This window comes from Spirulina sp. LEGE 11439 (genome assembly GCF_059821285.1).
In genome coordinates this window covers 26,153-41,662 of the sequence record NZ_JCAMRX010000042.1, presented here as the reverse complement: position 1 = coordinate 41,662, position 15,510 = coordinate 26,153, and the positions used below count along the sequence as shown (strand labels likewise).

Below are 15,510 nucleotides of genomic sequence, written 5' to 3'. Positions count from 1 at the left end.
CAAGTCATTGCATGAAGTTTGGTCGCTGAATGATAGGACTGCGAGCAACCCCTTGATTTTGTTGGACGACATGGGTTAATTCGTGGGCAATGAGTTCTTGTCCGCTTTTGCTGTTGGGATTGTATTCTCCTTGCTTGAAAAACACATTATTTCCCGTAGTAAAAGCCCTTGCTTGAATCGCGCGACTCAAGCGATCCGATCGCACATCTGCATGAATTTTAACCCCGCTAAAATCCGCCCCCATTGCTCCTCCCATTTGAGCTTGGATGTTGGCATCGAGGGGTTGTCCGCCACTTTTGGCACTGTTGAGATTTTGCTCGAAATCCCCCGAAAGCGTCCCCCCATCTAGCGTATTAGTAGCGGCAACCTGTCGCCAAATTTTCTGTTGAATTTCGAGATTGGGTTCTCGCTTTGGAGCAGTCGATGCCACTGGGGTGACATGAGAAAAAATTTGTCGTTGCAGCGAATTATTATTCTCAGTATTGTCAGAAGGTGCGATCGCCGAGGTAGAACTGTGAATTTGAGTGACGACTTGCTTGGCAATGCGATCGGCTTCTCGTTCGTATTTATTCCCTACGGATCCGAGTTGCAATTTGGTTTGCAGGGGTTGCTCTAGGCTTCCGGTTTGTACGTTGCCCATCATCGCATCTGAGGGCAAGTTGGCAAATGCCTGCTGAATTTCGCTGGCAGTGGGTAAAGATTGTCCTAAAGTCAAATGGTCTTTTTGAGATTTTGCCGCAGTTTTGGCGGGTTGCCAATGACTTTGATGGGTTTTAATTTTGCGGGATGACATTTCAGTTATCAGTTACAAACAAACTCGAACGAGATTTTGGCTTATAAAAAACGCAAACGACTAACTTGTGCTTCTTTTATTCTGATACAAACTCATTCTACATTCCAACTAGATGTCGTGATTCCCCTCCCGTTAGAAACGGGAGGGGAATCACGACCAGTAAAGGAAATTGAGCGGTAGTGCAACAATGATGGTAGAAGATTAACGAGGAACTGAGTTTGTCATCCAGATTCCCGTACTGCCGCGATCGCGCTAAGAATTTCAGCATTTTGCAGAATTGCAGGCGAACCGAGTTCTCGATCGGGTAGCATGCCGATAAAGAGAAACAGAGCGACATACATTCCCCAAAATAAGACAATCAGGGATTGTCGATCGCGTTGGGACACGGCGAGGGCTACCATAGCCAAACACAGGGCTACGGCGGTAAAAACCAGAAGAGAAGGTCGATCGAGCGGAAAGTACCAAGCAAAACCCAAACTACAGATGATGGCGGCGAAGGCCAAAGCGATCGCCAATTGAGACCAACCCAATAGGGAATAGCGATCTCTCGGTAAATCCAGCAATTCATTCAATTTCACCCCACCCGCCAAAGCTAAAGGGGGAAAAAGCAGCAAACTCGATTCGAAGGAAAAAGAGAGAAGGGGAATAGTGACCGCCGCTCCGAAAAACCAAATTAAAGCTAATTTCGCCCATCCCCAATTGCAGCGAGGGATCGCAAATAATAAACCCGCAACGCCGATGAATAAACCGGGTAGAGCAAAGCACGAGATTTTTAAGCCATAAGACAAACTCAAGGCTAACGAAGAGCGATCGGACAGAGAAAATAAAGTCGATGGCGTGGCAACCAAAATCCAACCGATCGCGGGAAAGCTCCCCAAAATAATTCCCGTCCATAAATAGAGCGATCGCAGAAGTCGGGGTGTATCCCAAACCAGAAATCCCAAAATCATTCCTCCCGCAACAATTGCCAGCCAGCCTTGAGTTAAAAATAATAAGCTCAACCCCCAACCGATCGCGATCGTCCAGCGAAAATCCCGGCGCGATCGCAAGGTTAACCACATCGTCACGATAATCAAACTCGAACTCGCCACTGTGGGTAGGGCAAATCGTCCCAAAGGAATGAGAGGAGAAAGAACGAGATAAATCGCCGCCGCCAAAATCGCCATTCTTCGCCTCGGAAAAATTTCTCGACCCGTGCGATAAAGCAAAAACACCGATAGCGCCCCCAGTCCGGCTATTGGCCAACGTGTCACGGCCGAATCGATGCCGCACCAACGATAAACAAAAGCGATCGCCACGGGCAAAAGCGGCGGCTTGGCCAGCGAAAATTGCTCGCCGAAAGGAGTCAACAACCAATCGAGGGGAGAATGAGGAGATGCTGCAATCGTCCGAGCGGATCGAGCAATTGCCATTTCCATCGGTTGTAAGGGCGACAGGTCTAAATTTACCCCGAATAACAACAAAGCCGCCAATAATAACCCCAACCCCCAACCCCACTCTTGCCACCGATCCTCCGAAATGAAGCAACGACGCGATCGCCGCTTGAGAGAACTCCGATATTCCATAAAAAATTCTTATCACTGTATGAGTTAGCTTGGACTCTTGCCGACCATTGCAAGAAAAGAAAATAGGACGGGGTTCACGGGAAAGAAAACCCAAATGTTAAAATACCCGACACGAAAAGAATCCTTTTGTTATTATCCAAGCTAGTCCTCAGATTTCCCCATAAAATCACGAAAAATTTCCCAACATAATGACCCCAAAAACCTTGAGAGAAGCGCTCTCGCTTAGGCCGAGAGATTAACGCGATCGTTCCCTTCCCGCCCTCATTTGGAATACTGCTCCTTCGTACCCGCCAGATTTATGGAATCATCCTTTGTTTTAACTTTACAAATTGTTATTGCCGTTCTTGCTGGGATCGGCGCTCAGGTTTTTGGCGAATTTTTGCAGGTACCGAGCATTGTTTTTTTGCTTCTGTTTGGGGTGGCGTTGGGGGCGGACGGACTCGATCTGCTGCATCCTCACGAGTTAGGAGTAGGACTAGAAGTTCTCGTCGCTCTCGCTGTTGCGATTATTCTCTTTGAAGGCGGTCTGAATTTGGAACTGCGAGCGTTAGAGCGGGTTTCTAGCAGTCTACGCAATCTCGTCACCTTGGGGACTCTCATTGCCCTGCTGGGGGGAGGCATGGCCGCCCATTGGTTGAGCGAATTTCCTTGGCCGATCGCTTTTCTTTACGCTGCCCTCGTGGTCGTAACCGGTCCGACAGTGATCGGTCCCTTACTCAAGCAAGTTTCTGTCGATCGCCAAGTGGCAACTCTCCTCGAAGGGGAAGGGGTTCTCATCGATCCGGTGGGAGCAATTCTGGCCGTCGTGGTTCTCGATACAATTCTCAACCGAGATGCCGTCCCCGTGGCCATTTTTGCCTCTTTACTCATGCGCTTAGGATTAGGAGCGCTGATTGGTGGTTTGGGGGGTTGGCTTTTGGGTTTTTTCCTTAAACGCGCTCAGTTTCTCTCGGAAGACCTGAAAAACCTCGTTGTACTGGCGGGGGTTTGGGGATTGTTCGGTTTATCTCAAGCTCTGATCAGCGAATCCGGTTTAATGGCGATGGTTATTGCCGGAATTGTTCTCAGAGCCTCTTCTTTGCCCGAGGAACGGTTATTGCGCCGCTTTAAGGGACAATTAACCGTTTTAGGTGTATCCGTCCTCTTCGTACTTTTGGCGGCAGATCTATCCATTGCCAGTATTTTTGCTTTGGGATGGGGCAGCGTACTGACGGTTTTTCTCCTCATGTTGGTCGTGCGTCCCATTAGCGTGACCCTGTGTACTCTTAATAGTCCCTTGACTTGGCGGCAAAAATTGTTTGTCGCTTGGGTGGGACCCAAAGGGATTATTTCGGCTTCGGTTGCCTCTTTATTCGCCATTTTGTTAACCCAACAGGGGATTAATGGGGGAGAATCTATTAAAGCCTTGGTCTTTTTGACCATTATGATGACAGTTTTTATTCAAGGACTTTCAGCCCGTTGGATCGCTAAAGGTTTGGGGATTACTTCTTCGGAAGCCACCGGAGCCGTAATTATCGGTTGCAATCCCTTGGGGTGCTTGGTGGGCTGGCTGTTTCAAGAACAGGGGGAATCCGTGGTCATGATCGATACCGATGCCGATGCCTGCGATCGCGCTCGGGAGTATAATCTACAAGTTTTTCAAAGTAGCGGTCTTGATGCCGATGTCCTCGAAGAAGCTGGTTTGGAATCCATCGGCACCTTTTTAGCACTGACGAGTAATGGAGAGGTCAACTCCGTCCTCGCTCAACGCGCCCTCGAAGAATTCGAGCCGCCTCGGGTTTTGGCAATTTTTCCCCAAAATCACAATAGCGATCGCGAGGAAACCGCAAAAACCAACGCGAAAAAAATCAACGCGAAGATCGCTCAAGCCTTTATGACTCAGGTTCCTATTAAACAATGGAATAAATATATTACTGACGGACAAATCAAGTTAGGGGAGACTGTCTTAAAAGAAGCCGGACTCTCCTTCCAGCAGGCGCACCTGCAAGCGATGATTCGAGCAGGGGAATTCTTGCCCTTATTGGTACAGCGCCAAAAAGGCTTGCAAGTTGCCAAAGCCTCAGAGCAATGGCAAGCCGGCGATCGCATCATCTATTTACTCCACGATCCCCGCCCCAAACTTTTAAAACGCCTTTCTGGGGGAACTTCTTCTTCTCGTTTGGCTTTAGAAAAATTACCGGAAGTTGAAGAAATTCCCCTTGCCGTCCCTCTACCGGAATAATGAAGCTATGATAAGAAGAAACCAAAATCGAGGAAAAAGCAACAATGGATGTTAAGTTTATTTTATTAATCCTCACTGCTATTTTTACTGTGGCAACTCTCTTCTACGGCACGAAAAATGGCTTTTATGACTCAGATAATTATCATGGGAATGGTTCGGCCCATTAAGCCAGTACAACTCGCAGAATGCAGGGGGGAGAGCAAGAATAAATGCTTGTTAGGGGCAATTGTTCTTTCTCCTGCATCCTAATCCGCATCGAAATTTCATGCGTCAAAGTCATTCATCCTCTTCTCATCCGGCTCATTTTTTAGCCTGCTATCCCTACGGAGCAGGACATGGCACGGAAGGGGTGTGCTTGCTCGTATGGATGGGGAAATATCGCATTCTCCTCGATTGTGGCTTGAGAGATATTTCTCCGTTATTAGAATCAGCCCAACCTCCTGCGGATTTTGTCTTTTGTTCTCACGCTCACGCCGATCACGCTCGGGGTTTGCTCTCACTGCACCGACATTTTCCACAAATGCCAATTTATGGTAGCGAGGTGACTTCTCGTTTGTTACCTCTAAATTGGCCGGAGGAGTCAGCAATTGAGTCATTTTGTCAAATTTTGCCTTGGCGATCGCCCATCGCATTATTTGAGGATTTGCACATTCAGCTTTTTCAGGCGGGTCATTTACCTGGAGCAGCGGCCATTGTTCTTTCCTGCCATTCTCCTCAAAGAGATTACACCGTACTCTATACGGGAGATTTTTTTCTCTCCAATGCCCGTTTGGTGGAAGGATTATCCATCGAATCTCTACGCGGATTTTCTCCAGATGTCGCGATCGTGGAAGGAAGCTATGGCTCGGCCCGGCATCCCCGACGGCGACAACTCGAACAACAGTTGATGGGGAAAATCGATGCCGCGATCGCCCTCGGACATTCAGTCTTATTGCCAGTGCCAACGATGGGGTTAGCACAAGAAATTTTATTGTTATTGCGATCGCAGCATCAATTTACCGGACGAGATCTCGATATTTGGGTGAGCGAAGGCGTGGCAGCAACTTGTGATACCTATATCGATCTCTTACCCCATCTTCCTGCTTCCGTCCAGAACTTTGCCAGCCATCAGCCTTTATTTTGGGACGAACAGGTTTTACCGCGAGTCCGTCGATTACCAGACAAAGGAATAGAAGCAATTGCCACGTTTCCCTGCGTCCTTCTCGTCGATCGCTGCGATCGCTGGCAGCAGTATTGCCAGCCCCAATACGGAACATGGACGGTTTTATTTCCCGAGTATCCCGGACGCACGGCGATGCCCCATCCAGAAACCTTAGAAGATTTTCCCAGCATTACTTTAGAGACTTATTTGTTATCAGAACATAGTGACGGGCGCAACACCGCTCAACTCATTCATAATGTCCGTCCCCAACACGTTCTTCTCGTTCACGGCTCTCCCACCTATCTCGCAGATTTGATTGCTTTAGAAGAATTACAAAGTCGCTATCAGTTACATTCCCCCGCTACGGGAACTCTTGTGGAACTCCCCGTCGGCGATCGCTTTATTCAACCCCCCCTCCCGGTTTCTGTTCCCTATGAAGGGGAAATCGTCGAACTTGAAAACGCCATCCAAATCATTTTGCCTCACGCTCTCACAGAAACGTCTCATTGGCGAACTTTGGCCGATACGGGCTTACTCGAAGCACATTGGCAAGGCAATGAATTAGTCCTGCGAGGACTTACCCAACGAGAACTTTTATCCCAAAGCCGTCGCCCCATGCAAGCTGTTGAAGAAAATTGCGAGAACTGCCATCACCAATTTAGACAACGCTGTTTTAATCGCAATTCACCACTTTACGGGTTTAAAGTTACGCTTCAAGGGTGTTGTCCGGTTTTCGAGTCTAAAACAACTGAGCAGTGAGCAATGAAAATGAGCAATTATTATTCGCTCATATCGGGAGAGGTAGGATCGATGGGTTCGGCGGTTGAAGAGGGTGAAGAAGGTTCTGTATTCTCAGTGATGGTGTCTTCGCCAGATACAATATCTGAAGTATGGGGTGAGGAATGCAAACGGCGATCTCCCGTTTCAGTTGAATCTTGAATCAGGGAAAGTTTTTCGGTTTCGTGGCAATCTTCTGTAACGGGGATTTCTGAGGTGGTTCTCGAAACGGAAGCAATTTTTTGCGTAATTGTGCCAATACTTTCTAGACGAACAATTTCTTCCCAAGCACTAATTTCTTCTTCGTCTTCCGTCTCATAACGGATTGTCACCACATCACCTTCTAGATCGACTATTTTGGCATCTTCTATCCATCGTTGTTGATCCCGCAAGAATACGCTAACCTCGCGACCTTCCGAACAAATTTGATAAATTTTGCGGTGTAGCATAGCGAATTTCTCCTTGGTCGAAGATTCTTATTTGGGAGGGAAAATTATTGACTCTCGCGATCGCTGACGAGTCATTATTTATTTTACCCCGCGAATAGAGTCATTAATTTAGTTTAACATTCACAACCGCGTAAACTTGCCGAGAAACGCAAAGATTTCTAGCGATCGCAACAAGCATGGCGATCGAGAATAGTGGATATTTCACCGCTCACCCTTTCAGATTGTTCCACCATAGCAAAATGACCGCAATCGGGAATTTCGATCGCATTGTTCCCAGCCGGATGAAAGAGGGAGTGAAAACTGGCTAAATGTCGCACGTATTGGGGTTCCATGACGCGATCGCCAGCCCCAGCCAAAAAATAAGCGGGTTGCTCGATACGGGCGACAATTTGTGGCAAAGCGTGTACTTCTGATTCTGTTGTCGTTTCAAGTAAAGCACCTAAAGCCGCCTGCGAATCAGCACTGAGAAAATCGAGCAATCTTTGCTTTCCCCAATGACGTGCTAAAGGTTGCACAACCATTGTGCGAGTAAAGATCAAATCGATTAAAGGCAGGTGGTGAAGCCATCTCGGACGATATTTGACGATATTTTTACCCGCAGTCCGAAAACGCTCGAATTCTTCGGGCAAATAGATACCACCACCGGCATTAACACAAATTACCCCTTCAATAGTGGCGGGAAATAAATCCGCTCCCCACAGGGCAATACTGCCTCCCAAAGAGTGGCCGATCGCCCAAGCTCGGGAAATATCGAGTTTGTCGAGCAAAATTTCTAAGTCTCGAGCGTAAGCTTCCAAGGTATAGCAATGGGAAATATTAGCAGAGAGGCGGGGGAGTTGCGATTCTCCAAATCCTCGCAAATCGTAGAGCAAGCATTGATAGCGATCGCGAAATTTTGCCATTAACGGATACCAATATTTTCGGCTCAACAACCAGCCGTGTAGAAAAACCAGAACGGGAGCTTGAGAATTGGGAACGGGAGAGGTTAGCTCGTAAGTATGAGACACTCCCAGAATATCGATCTTAGCCATTTTTCATCCTACTCAAAGGGTTATACATCCCCTCCTCTAGTCTCCCATTAATCGAAAGCGAACGCTTTCAGCAATTTTTTGACCGAGATATTCGGGAATTAAACTTTCATTCGGACCCAATAGATAGAGGATCAGGCGCGTTCTTCCTCGCCAAACCAGTAAGTTTGCATTAACGACCAATAAATCTTCTTGCCAAATGGCGTACATGACTTTATAAAACAAGCCCGGTTGATTATCTGCTTCGATGAGAAGAGCCGGTAAATGAAAAACCGGATCGACGTAGAATTCCGTTTCCACTTGCTCCAAACCCGCATCGAGGTTAAATTCAACGGCGAGCATCTCTTCCACCTCAAAGCGTCCAGCTAAGGCTTCTCGAATGGCGCGACAGACATTATCGGCAGTTTTGTCGCTTAATGCCTTGTTGCCACGAGAAACCACTAATTTGATAAAAACGAGCATGGGAGGTTTGATTTGACCGTACAAACTCAGACTGTGAATCGTCAAACCGTAGGCCGCCAAAACACCAAAAATGTCGCTCAATAAGAACGATTGATTGCGGTAGGCAAAATGAAGAGCGCTTTTAGAACCCTCGGGACGAACTTCAATGGTTGCCAGTTTCGTTTTATAAAGTCGGTAGGCCAAGCGCAAATTTTGCAATTGGATTTCGCTACTGACAAACTGTTCGTAGAACTGGGGAAATGCTTGGTTAAAGCGTTTCAACAGTCCCAAGGTGGATGATTTTAGCCCCGCCGCCATAACTCGATTGTCTTAACTGGGTGAACGATCGCTCTCGGGACGCAATTTTGTCGCGATGCCGAGTCAATAGCCTCAGTCTAATCTAAAGCTCTCGCCATAGTTTATAGCGATCGCGCAGCACGAGGAGAATTTTACAAGACGGGACAGGGCAATATTCCGAAAACCTTGGAAGAGTTATCCCTGTCTCGCGATCTGAAGTATAGGTCGAGTTGGACGACACAAAATTTCCGTAACTTGTAAAGTTTTGTATCAATTTCCCCGATCTGCATAAAATGCTTTGTTCCTACCAGAGTAAAGGATTAGAGGTTCTATTTCAGGGGGAGAATGCAGATGACTCGATGGGGTGCATTTTTGGCGATCGCGATCGCCTTTCCGGGAAGTGTAGCAACGGCTCAGATCGTCCCGGATAGTACGTTGGGGAAGGAAAGTTCCCAATTGAATCCCAATGTGGATTTAAATGGGCAATTAGTGGATTTGATTGAAGGGGGGGCAATCCGAGGAAACAATTTATTTCACAGTTTTCTTGAATTTAATATCAACAATGGACAAGGGGCATATTTTGCCAATCCTGCGGAGATTTTGAATATTTTCAGCCGCGTTACGGGGGGAGATCCTTCACAAATTTTGGGAACATTAGGGGTAAATGGGGATGCGAATTTGTTTTTGCTCAATCCTAATGGTATTCTTTTTGGTCTCAATGCTCGTCTCGATATTCGCGGTTCTTTTGTAGGGACGACGGCGGATAGTTTTGTTTTTGGGAATGGGTTGGAATACAGTGCGATCGCGCCTCAGTCGCCTTCTCCGTTGCTGACGATGAATATTACGCCTGGATTGCAATATGGAAGTAATGCGGGAGATATTACCAATCGCGGGATTTTGGAAACGGGGAGAGATTTATTATTAGGGGCGGAAAATCTGGATTTACAAGGACAGTTACTTGCGGGAGGGGATTTAACTTTACGGGCTTTGGATGAGTTGAAAATTCGGGATAGTGATATGAGTCCTTTTGTGGCGGCGGCGGGAGGAGAGTTATTGGTGCAAGGCGATCGCACGGTGGATATCTTTGCGTTGAATCATGTCGATAGCGGTTTATTTTCCGGGGGAAATATGACGTTTCGCAGTGCAAATCCCGTAGGAGGAGATGCACATTATTGGAGTGGGGGCAATTTTCGCATTGAACAATTAGATGGGAATTTAGGAGATTTGTATAGTCCGAAGGATCCAATTGTTTTAGCAGTTGGAAATGTAACTCTTAGTAACTATACTGGAGCATCTCTTCACATTCTTGCGGGAGGTAGCGTTACGATTGGAGATGTAGTTATTGATGATGTTGATACAACAAACAGTATTTATCCGACTAACTCTGATGATTTTTTGCGTAGCCTTGCTACTTTTACTTCCACAGAAGGAAATACAGTTACTGTCGAAGGAAATAAATACTATACCTTAGATATCCGTGCCGGAATTGACTGGTCAAAATTAGGAGGACTCCCGTTGATTTTGCAGAATACTATAAATTCAACAAATACAGTGATTTTACCGGGTTCAGCTACACCAGTTTCTTTTTCTAATCCTACCAGTGCTGATATTATTACAGGAGAAATTGTGACACTGCGTCAACCTTCTTCAGTCGGATCTGGTACTGGAGGAAATGTTTTCTTAACTAATCAGTATCTACCCAATTCTTTACCTGGTACAATTACGATCAACGGTGGAATTGATACGGAAGATAATAACGGAGGAGGGATAGTTATCGTCGATTCTCGCGAGTCAATTTTGCATCAAGCCATCACAGCTTCTGCTTATGACCAATCAGGAAATAAAGATTTTCTGGCTAATGGAGGAAGTATTTACTTACTTGCTCAAGAAAATATTGACCAAGGGGGTATTGTTCAAGCTGATGGTTTACTAGGTGGAGAAATTTTCTTAAGAACCCAAGAAGCAATATCTTTAAATTATGGTCTTTTTAGTCGTAGCTATACCTCGAATAGTAATGGACAAGGTGGAGCAATTACTATCAATACTTCATCCTCCTTGAACCTACAAAATGGTGCGAAAATTTCGACTTTAAGTTTAGGCACTGGGAATGCAGGTGAAATTATCGTCAATGCAGAAGCAATCACTGTTAGAAATGTATTTGGAACAGAGCAACAAGGCGGATTCTATGCTAACACAATTGGGCAAGGTGATGCAGGAAAAATTACGCTTAATGCTTCTAAACAAGATTTTAATTATGGCTTTGTATTTGCTAACACCTATCGCGATCCTGATTCTCCAAATCAACCTCTAGGAAATGCAGGAACGATAGCTATTAATGCGGAGCAGTTAATCTTGCGAAACGGCTCTTATTTTAACACATCAAGTGATAGTGAAGGGTGGGGAGGCATAATTGTTGTTAATACTTCAAATTCAGTTGATTTGGTAGGTACTGAGCCGAGAGGATTACCCTCAGCTTTCATTTTCGGTGGCTTTCAAAGTGGAGATGCAGGACAACTTGATATAAACACACCAAAATTATCCGTATTAAGTGGTGCAATCGTTTCAGGAACAGCCTATGGAAGTGGTAAAGCAGGAAATATGAATATCAATGCCAGTGAATCTGTTGAAGTAATAGGATCGGGTTCGAGAGCACCTAGTGGTCTATTATATGAAACTGCCGGACAAGGAAATGCGGGTAATTTTAATTTAACGACTCAAGAATTAATCATTCGTGATGGTGGTAATGTTTCGGCTCAAAGCATTGGCACGGGTAATGCGGGAACTTTTAATGTTAGCGCATCCGATATTACGATTAGTGGAATGTCAGGAGATGGACGCTATCGCAGTCGCCTCTTTTTTAATTCTTCTGGGTCTGGCAATGCAGGACAATTAAATATCAATACTCAACGTTTAACAGTTAGTAATGGTGGTCAAATTTCTGCAACGACTTCGGGATCGGGACAAGGCGGTTTTTTAAACGTGAATGCTGCTGAATCGATCGATATTACTGGTGACGGGAGTGGTTTATTTTTTGAAAGTCTTGGTTCTGGAAATGCCCGAGGTATTAGCCTGAATACAGGAGATTTTGCCGTAAAAAATGGTGCTGAAGTCACTGTAAGCGGAACGGGAACGGGAAGTGCAGGAGATTTAGAAATTTCGGCTCGATCTATTTTGCTTTCCGATCGCGGTAATCTTCTTGCAAGAACGGTATCGGGCGAAGGAGGAAATATTAATCTGCAAGTGGCAAACGATGTTTGGCTTCGCTATAACAGCAATATTCTCACGGAGGCATTAGGAACGGGAAATGGGGGTAATATTTCCATTACTGCTGGGGGTTTTGTATTGGCTGTATTGTCAGAAAATAGCGATATTGCTGCGACTGCTATTGAAGGACGAGGAGGGAATATTTTTGTGCAAGCGCAAGGCGTTTTTGGATTCAGCAATCCGGGGCGTTTAGTTCGCACTCCAGAAAGCGATTTGAGTGCAAGTTCTAGTTTTGGTATCAATGGTACGACGACGTTAATTGTTGATAATTTTCAACCTGATGTAGACTTACCTGAAGGTTTAGCCGAAACTCCGATTGGCGATCGTTGTCAAACTCGACGTACAGCTAATGGTAACGCACGCGGAGAATTCTACGAAACGGGACGAGGCGGTATTCCCGAAACTCCCGATAATGTTTCTGGTTCTCGTAGCGTGCGTGCGGGGTGGGTAGAGTTGGAAGTCGGTAAAATTTCACCCAATGAATCCCTAACGGAAATTAATGAAGCTGAGGGGTGGATGAAATTGCCCAATGGTGAAGTTATTTTGACTTCAGAAAGTTCTCAAAATTACCAGGAGAATGATGTAAAGTGCTATCCTTTGTTACGCGATCGTTATTGAATATATCTTATAAAATTGAAGGAGATTGCCAAAATCTCCTTCAACCTAAAAAACGCAATTTCACGGACTAATTAGATAGAGTTAGATAGAGTGTAATATGCAACAACCGTTTACCAACTATCTATTTTTTCTTGTTTTTTCTCATCATTAAACCCAATGCACCGACAGTAAGCAGAGCGAGAGTGGCATTTGGCTCAGGTATTAAAGCACGAATTTCATCTTCTGTCATCGGACGCATTTTGAAACTGCTAATTTCATCTTGAAAAGAAAGTTGTAACGCAAATGGGTCTTGGTTGCCAGTATCTTCCCAAGGAAAAACAACTTTAAATTCTGTAATTCCTGTGCCAAAATCTAGAGTATCACCCACACCAAATTTACCAAATGGTTTTCCTCCCGATATTGGATATACGGAAAACTTATCATCTGTAGAAATCCCGCAAGGAAACCCTTTAATTTGAGTAAATAGCGAACCGCCAGTTGTTGTAAAAGTATATCCGCTATAAGCAGGGGGATCGTACCACTGATGGGAGAGAGTATCGTAGAAAATTTTCCATTCTCCATCGACGACATCTGGTGCTAGGGATTTGAGTTGACCCAAAGTGACAGCACAGCCGTCATCGGGATCGGGTATGGGTTCGGGAGGAGGAAAATTCCCTAATAGAGTCATCCCATCGTTCAAACACTCTTCTAAAATCGTGGCTAAAAAATCTCCCATCATCTGTGCGGGTTTTTGAAAACTAAACCCGAAAATCTGGGCACCTTGTTCAAAGAAGAAACCGGGATCGAATCCTTGTGCCTCGAGTTCCGATCGATCGCGCATGGTCACATCGCCAATACGATCGCCAGACCCAATTACATTAGGCATCCTGAAACCCGAGCCAGTATAACGACCATAATAGGAATCATCCCACGCTAAATCTCCCATCCATGACTCCAATCCGGAGCCTTCTTGGACAACCTCAAGATTATAGGAATTGAGATTCCAAAAGCCTGCATTTTGACTGACAACGCTGAGTCCCGATACATTTTGGTAGACTCCAATACCAACCCCAGAATCATTATTGGGAGAAAAACGAACACCTAGCATTTGACCATCATCAAATGCTTGTTGAAAATTACCCGTGCCAGAAAAGTCGAAAAACATATCTCCCCAACCCACATTGCCATCAGGAACTGGAAATCCATTAACTTCTGTAGGAACGCTTCGTCCAGTGGTCGGAAGATTGGCATTTAAAGCCACCCAAATCTCTCCGGTTGCTTCATTTTCTTGAATGGCCATGCCATACATTTCGTAAATCGTGTTTCCCACGTCAACGCCACCTGTTCCGTTACTGGCAATACTGTCATGACGGGCATCGATGGTGTAGTGCCAGCCGTTGTGGAAAGAGGAGGCAGCACTAGGGGAAGCGATCGCGATCGCACCCAAAATGGCCGCAGTACAAAGTCCTGTAAATTTTTGAATCCCTTTCATAATTTCCTCGGTAGATAAGCACGAATGAAAATTTTTCTACAATCTAATTCTCCGCTAAATCACAGAGAGGATTTGAGTGATTTGTCGGATGTATATTCTTGTTTTACAACAAGTTTTGCCGTAAATACACAACTTCATCTAATCTTTAAATTTCTCCAGATTTTAATCGCTTTTCTAATAATTTTTTAACTACAAAAAAGACTAAAAATCCTCCTGCTAAAATGTCGTCAATTTTAGCTAAATCGAGAAATATAAAAAGAACGATCGCGCAATCATTAGAAGTTAGAAATCATTGTTTCTTGCCTCCAGAGAAATTATCAGGCGCGGGCAAACAGTCCCTTTGCCTCTAATAATTTCTCGGTGGATTTGCGATCGCTTTATGCAGTAATTTACGATTCGTTACGAAAGTTAACAGACTGACAATTCCTCGCGGGACTGTTGTTTGACTCGTCCTTCCATCACAGCTTGTTGCAACTGAAAAAACGCCTGTAACTCAGTGCGATCGCACCGACTTCCATGCAGTAAATCTCGCAATTGCCCTTCTGCATCCCGAGTGAGATAGCATCGGGCGATCGCATCGCGAACGATTTGAGCGATCGACATCATTGAATTACCCCGAATTGAACTTCTTATCTTATTTCTCTGGCCTTAACTCTTACTTTTATGCGGCATCTCAAAAATTATTTCCTTCTGTAACGAGTTAATCTGCCTGCATAAAGCTGCTTGAATTTCTCTGAGAAAGAGATAGAAGGCATTATGTGCCTCTCGCCAATTAGCATCCTGCCAAGGAATTATGTCCGAAATTGACGAACGCTTGCGATCGCTGGCTCTCGAAGCACAACGACATCCCCAAGGAAGTTGGGTGCAAAGAAAAACCATCGATCGCCTGCTGCGAACCTTACAAAACTCGGGGAAACTCTGTCATCCTAACGTCCCGTCCCATTTAAGAGGGCTGTACCCGGAAATTTATGCGATCGCCAAGCAAAATTTATTTTGTTATATCTTTCGCAAAATAAACACCTACAATCCCGAAAGAGGGCAAGTGCTGCAATGGGTTAACTTTCTCCTCAAACGGCGATTTCCCGAAGCGATCGGCGAAGTCACTCAATTGGGAAAGAATAAAAACCTATCCTTACAAAATGTTCAACGCATGACTCTCGACGATCTAGATGCGAAAATCGCCAGTTACAATGCTTCTCTACCCTTGCCAGACGGTAATTTGCAAGAATATATCGAGGACGATCCCGACGGTATTTTCCGAACAACCCACGTCGCGGATAAACCTCACGCTACCTTCCAAGCGATCGCACTCAAAACCATAGAAGGAAGGTCTTGGCAAGAAATTTCCACCGAACTCGGTGTTAAAATTCCCACCCTCAGCAGTTTTTATCAGCGAAATCTCAAACGATTCAAACCTCAGTTTCAATCCTATCTATTGCCATAAT

General features: G+C 45.3%; 11 protein-coding genes and 1 pseudogene. 5 read left to right on the top strand and 7 right to left on the bottom strand.

Annotation, left to right across the window (positions count from 1 at the left end):
- Positions 1 to 4 precede the first annotated feature (4 nt).
- Both AC6RV6_RS22305 and AC6RV6_RS22300 read right to left on the bottom strand, forming a co-directional pair.
- The gene (locus AC6RV6_RS22305; protein ID WP_500243081.1) at positions 5 to 793 is read right to left on the bottom strand and encodes an eCIS core domain-containing protein; all 789 of its coding nucleotides are present in this window, start codon (positions 791 to 793) and stop codon (positions 5 to 7) included.
- 221 nt (positions 794 to 1,014) lie between these two features.
- Positions 1,015 to 2,358, bottom strand: coding sequence for an ArnT family glycosyltransferase (locus tag AC6RV6_RS22300; protein ID WP_500243080.1), 1,344 nt, complete (start codon positions 2,356 to 2,358; stop codon positions 1,015 to 1,017).
- Between the two features lie 298 nt (positions 2,359 to 2,656).
- On the opposite strand from AC6RV6_RS22300, the gene AC6RV6_RS22295 reads away from it, so the two are divergent.
- From AC6RV6_RS22295 to AC6RV6_RS22285, 3 genes are all read left to right on the top strand, one after another.
- On the top strand, positions 2,657 to 4,579 hold the full coding sequence (locus AC6RV6_RS22295; RefSeq protein WP_500243079.1) for a cation:proton antiporter: 1,923 nt from the start codon (positions 2,657 to 2,659) through the stop codon (positions 4,577 to 4,579).
- 44 nt (positions 4,580 to 4,623) lie between these two features.
- A complete protein-coding gene (locus tag AC6RV6_RS22290) occupies positions 4,624 to 4,746 on the top strand; it encodes a DUF8629 family protein (protein ID WP_500243078.1) in 123 nt (40 codons plus the stop codon).
- A 98-nt stretch (positions 4,747 to 4,844) separates the two neighbouring features.
- Positions 4,845 to 6,479, top strand: coding sequence for an MBL fold metallo-hydrolase (locus AC6RV6_RS22285; protein WP_500243077.1), 1,635 nt, complete (start codon positions 4,845 to 4,847; stop codon positions 6,477 to 6,479).
- Between the two features lie 188 nt (positions 6,480 to 6,667).
- On the opposite strand, the pseudogene AC6RV6_RS22280 reads toward AC6RV6_RS22285, so the two are convergent.
- From AC6RV6_RS22280 to AC6RV6_RS22270, 3 genes and pseudogenes are all read right to left on the bottom strand, one after another.
- Positions 6,668 to 6,946, bottom strand: a pseudogene (locus tag AC6RV6_RS22280) (DUF6679 family protein); the annotation flags it as partial.
- Positions 6,947 to 7,104: 158 nt separating this feature from the next.
- On the bottom strand, positions 7,105 to 7,977 hold the full coding sequence (locus AC6RV6_RS22275) for an alpha/beta fold hydrolase (RefSeq protein WP_500243076.1): 873 nt from the start codon (positions 7,975 to 7,977) through the stop codon (positions 7,105 to 7,107).
- Positions 7,978 to 8,013: 36 nt separating this feature from the next.
- A complete protein-coding gene (locus tag AC6RV6_RS22270) occupies positions 8,014 to 8,733 on the bottom strand; it encodes a hypothetical protein (protein ID WP_500243075.1) in 720 nt (239 codons plus the stop codon).
- Positions 8,734 to 9,057: 324 nt separating this feature from the next.
- Here AC6RV6_RS22270 and AC6RV6_RS22265 point away from each other — a divergent pair, with 324 nt between their 5' ends.
- Positions 9,058 to 12,594, top strand: a complete 3,537-nt coding sequence (locus AC6RV6_RS22265; protein ID WP_500243074.1) for a two-partner secretion domain-containing protein — start codon at positions 9,058 to 9,060, stop codon at positions 12,592 to 12,594.
- A gap of 121 nt (positions 12,595 to 12,715) precedes the next feature.
- On the opposite strand, the gene AC6RV6_RS22260 is transcribed toward AC6RV6_RS22265, so the two are convergent.
- Positions 12,716 to 14,065, bottom strand: coding sequence for an XDD3 family exosortase-dependent surface protein (locus AC6RV6_RS22260; protein WP_500243073.1), 1,350 nt, complete (start codon positions 14,063 to 14,065; stop codon positions 12,716 to 12,718).
- Positions 14,066 to 14,473: 408 nt separating this feature from the next.
- Positions 14,474 to 14,671 carry a hypothetical protein gene (locus AC6RV6_RS22255; RefSeq protein ID WP_500243072.1) on the bottom strand — a complete coding sequence of 66 codons (198 nt, stop codon included), beginning with the start codon at positions 14,669 to 14,671 and terminating at the stop codon, positions 14,474 to 14,476.
- Positions 14,672 to 14,858: 187 nt separating this feature from the next.
- Here AC6RV6_RS22255 and AC6RV6_RS22250 point away from each other — a divergent pair, with 187 nt between their 5' ends.
- Positions 14,859 to 15,509 carry a sigma-70 family RNA polymerase sigma factor gene (locus AC6RV6_RS22250; protein ID WP_500243071.1) on the top strand — a complete coding sequence of 217 codons (651 nt, stop codon included), beginning with the start codon at positions 14,859 to 14,861 and terminating at the stop codon, positions 15,507 to 15,509.
- Position 15,510 lies beyond the last annotated feature (1 nt).